General features: G+C 35.9%; 3 protein-coding genes. All 3 read left to right on the forward strand.

Features of this window, described 5'->3' with window-relative positions; all coding sequences use genetic code 11:
• On the forward strand, positions 1-228 hold a 228-nt coding region (locus QXE01_12295; protein MEM4972017.1), incomplete at its 5' end, for a hypothetical protein.
• 835 nt (positions 229-1,063) lie between these two features.
• Positions 1,064-2,272: an AAA family ATPase gene (locus QXE01_12300; protein MEM4972018.1), complete on the forward strand. Its 1,209-nt coding sequence runs from the start codon at positions 1,064-1,066 to the stop codon at positions 2,270-2,272.
• Between the two features lie 393 nt (positions 2,273-2,665).
• Positions 2,666-2,953, forward strand: a complete 288-nt coding sequence (locus QXE01_12305; GenBank protein ID MEM4972019.1) for a hypothetical protein — start codon at positions 2,666-2,668, stop codon at positions 2,951-2,953.
• Positions 2,954-3,097: the final 144 nt, after the last annotated feature.

Consider the following 3,097-nt stretch of genomic DNA (forward strand, 5'->3'; position numbering starts at 1 on the left):
GGGAGCACACTCACAATGAACAGAGCTATAGCCAATATAATATCCTTGGGCTATCCCCCAGAATATGCAGCAAAAATGTCAAGCCTAACACCTGCCAAGAGTATTGGCATATATAGCTATGGAATAGGAGATATAAAGCCGAAGCACAGGGCTGACCTAGCCATCCTAGACGAGAACTATAGAGTTGTCAAAACCATAGTAGAGGGGGAAATAGTATATGAGGCCTAGAAACCTCTATCATCTTGAGCATAGAGATAGACTCCTTATTAGGTTTAATAGGTTTAAACACTGCAGATATCAGAAACATAGATCAAAACTAGATCTTCACTTATAAATATAATAAAAATTAAAAGGAAACGATCAACTATAGAATTGAAAGATAGCTAGAAGCCTCAGGACTATTAGGAGCCAGATAAAGAAAACTACAAAATCATTATCATTACAACTGAGAGCGCCCCCTCAAGGCAGAGAGGGGGTTAGCTTTATTTCAAGCATAGCCTCCTTTCAAATCTGTAGTTGGTTAAAGGATTTCCGATTTAATAATAAATTCAAATACCTTAATGTTCATTCTGGTTATTGAGAGCTGTTGGATAATATGCCGAGAACGCTAAGGAGAGCCATTGTTATCGAGGCTAGGTAATAAGTTTAGCAAGAGCACTTAGAGAAATGAAGAAGACATGGATCTTCTGCGGTAGATTTAGAAATGTATATCCATAGTCACCTACAATAATTATCAAGGAGTGTTATGGAGATACGCTATCGGAAGGGCAAAATTATCTAGCTGAGATAGCAATACTCTGAGTATAAAAAAGGATTTAAGGAGTTGGAAGCCATATTAAAGAAAGATATACGGAATAATATAACTATTGACCTTAACTTGGTAGGGATCGGCTATTGTTCATTAAGGATCTTTTAGATAAGCTCTCTTGTTTCAAATCTTGAGATAATGCCATCTTATCTAAGGGTTATCCGGTTTAACCGTAAAGATGCAATATCAATAATATTCGAATTTAAAATAAATATAATATAAGTAACGGTATATTGTGTTGGGGCTTGCTATATAATGAGATTTAAAGCCGAAAACTACGGTCCTCAAGCATATATAGATATTGAATTAGGAGATATGATAACCCTTTTTGTAGGCTCGAATAATACCGGTAAGTCATTTGTATCAAGAGCTATCTATGCAATTCTTAAATCGTGTAAAGGTAGTAAATGCGATACTGATACTTTGGCAACCCTATTATTAAATAGCAGTATAGCCTCAGCAAAGGATCTCTGGGTTTTATCAAGGAATTTCAACGGTAGATTCAGCCTTATATTAGAGGATAAAGATTCAATTAAAATAAAAATAGACTATGATAGGAACAGACATAATCCACTTGCAATAGAAATAGAGGGGGATATAAAGGCATTCCCGCTGCTATATGCCCCATCCTACCGAGTCACTTCTCTGGGATTAACATATATGTTTGCCGCCTATGTCATAGAGTTTAGAGATTTGTTACAGAAGTTAATATCACAGATTATCACAGCATTTGGAGGTATGGAGGAAAAAGGCTTTCCCATGATCGAGACCCTCTTTACGGGGTCTAATACTGATTTACTGAATAATTTTGTAAAGACGCTATTATCAGCGATAAAACCGCTAATTGAACAGAGAGAAGAAGTATTGAAAGCAGCAGTTATAACCCTATCACCTACAATCTTAGATGTATCAATCGCTATACGTACAGCTGAAAAGACTGTTATAGATGATCATCTAAGAACTATGTTCAAAAAGCTATTTCCTGAGTTTCCATATAAAGCTCTAGGATTCTATAGTGAAAGAGCTGATTTGCCAGAAATTCCGCCGTACCTACTATCATCAGGTATGATACAAACACTACCCTTGCTATGCCTTTTGAACCTAGCGCTTCAATACATTAAACAGGGATATGAGAGGGTGCTTGTCTTTATCGACGAGCCGGAGATAAACTTAGAAATGCTGCGTCAAACAATATTCTCGAGGGCACTAATGGATTTTATATATGCAACTTACAGAGAGGGAAGGAAGATCTCTGTTGTAATCGCAACTCATAGCGACTTTATTACTTATAGCATTACTCAATGGTTAGCTAGAAGCAATCTAAGAAACTTAGCTAGGGTATATGAATTTAAACCTGGAGGTATTGAAGAACGCGAAATAGATGAACATGGAGAAGTTGAGATAGAGGCTTTCTCAAAGGCTATAAGAAAGGTGTTCTTTGAAGAGGAATTTAAAGAGGAATAGTAATGTGAATAATATAGCATATAGATCAAGTTATAGAGGTGTATAGAAAGCTATGGCAAGATTTACGAAATATTATAATAGACACAAATGTATATATCAAAGTACTTGAGAAATATTTGACGCATCAAGATGCCAAAGACTATCAGAAACTATGTAGTTACACGTTAAAAATATTAAAAGATCTTATAATACATCTAGATGCCGTTCTCTTAAAATCTCAGTACATATACTTACTTAATACATAGGCAGATTAATGAGCTAGAAAGATGGATATATACGAATGTCTGTCAACATAGTAATGAGATTAGAGAGATTATTGAAGAGATATTTAGCATCTCTCGACGTCTAAGCAGTACTACGGGAAAAGGAATTAGATACCTTAATGAATCGAGGGTGGAGAATAGTAGGAAATTTTTAGAAAATCACCTAAAGATCAGATATAAACGTGTAGAGATTCAGGTAGAGTCATTACGTGATTATGTTGATAAATCTATAGCCTACATTTCGCTAAGTTATGGTGTAAAAGGGGAGAAGATAAAGGTGATTACAGTAGATGGAAGGCTTCGTGAAATACTATCTGCTAAGATCAATGAATTGGGGATCGATAATGTAATTATTAAATTCGTAGAGCCTGAAGACATCTCAGCACAACGACTTATTAATCTAGTGGGTGATCCTTGATGCCTGTCTATGTTATTTGTACTCGATGCGGTGGTAAAATATATCTTAATGTGAAGAGGAAGGTTCAGCTACCCCCAGTATTTAGGTTAAGATGTCCTATATGTGGATATGAAGATGTCTATTCCCAGGGAAGCGCGGTAGAAG

This window comes from Sulfolobales archaeon (assembly GCA_038897115.1).
In the GTDB taxonomy this organism is placed as follows: Archaea; Thermoproteota; Thermoprotei_A; order Sulfolobales; family AG1; genus AG1.

Excerpts from the sequence above, each read along its gene's own strand:
- QXE01_12300 (MEM4972018.1), top strand. The coding sequence starts at position 1,064 with ATGAGATTTAAAGCCGAAAACTACGGTCCTCAAGCATATATAGATATT.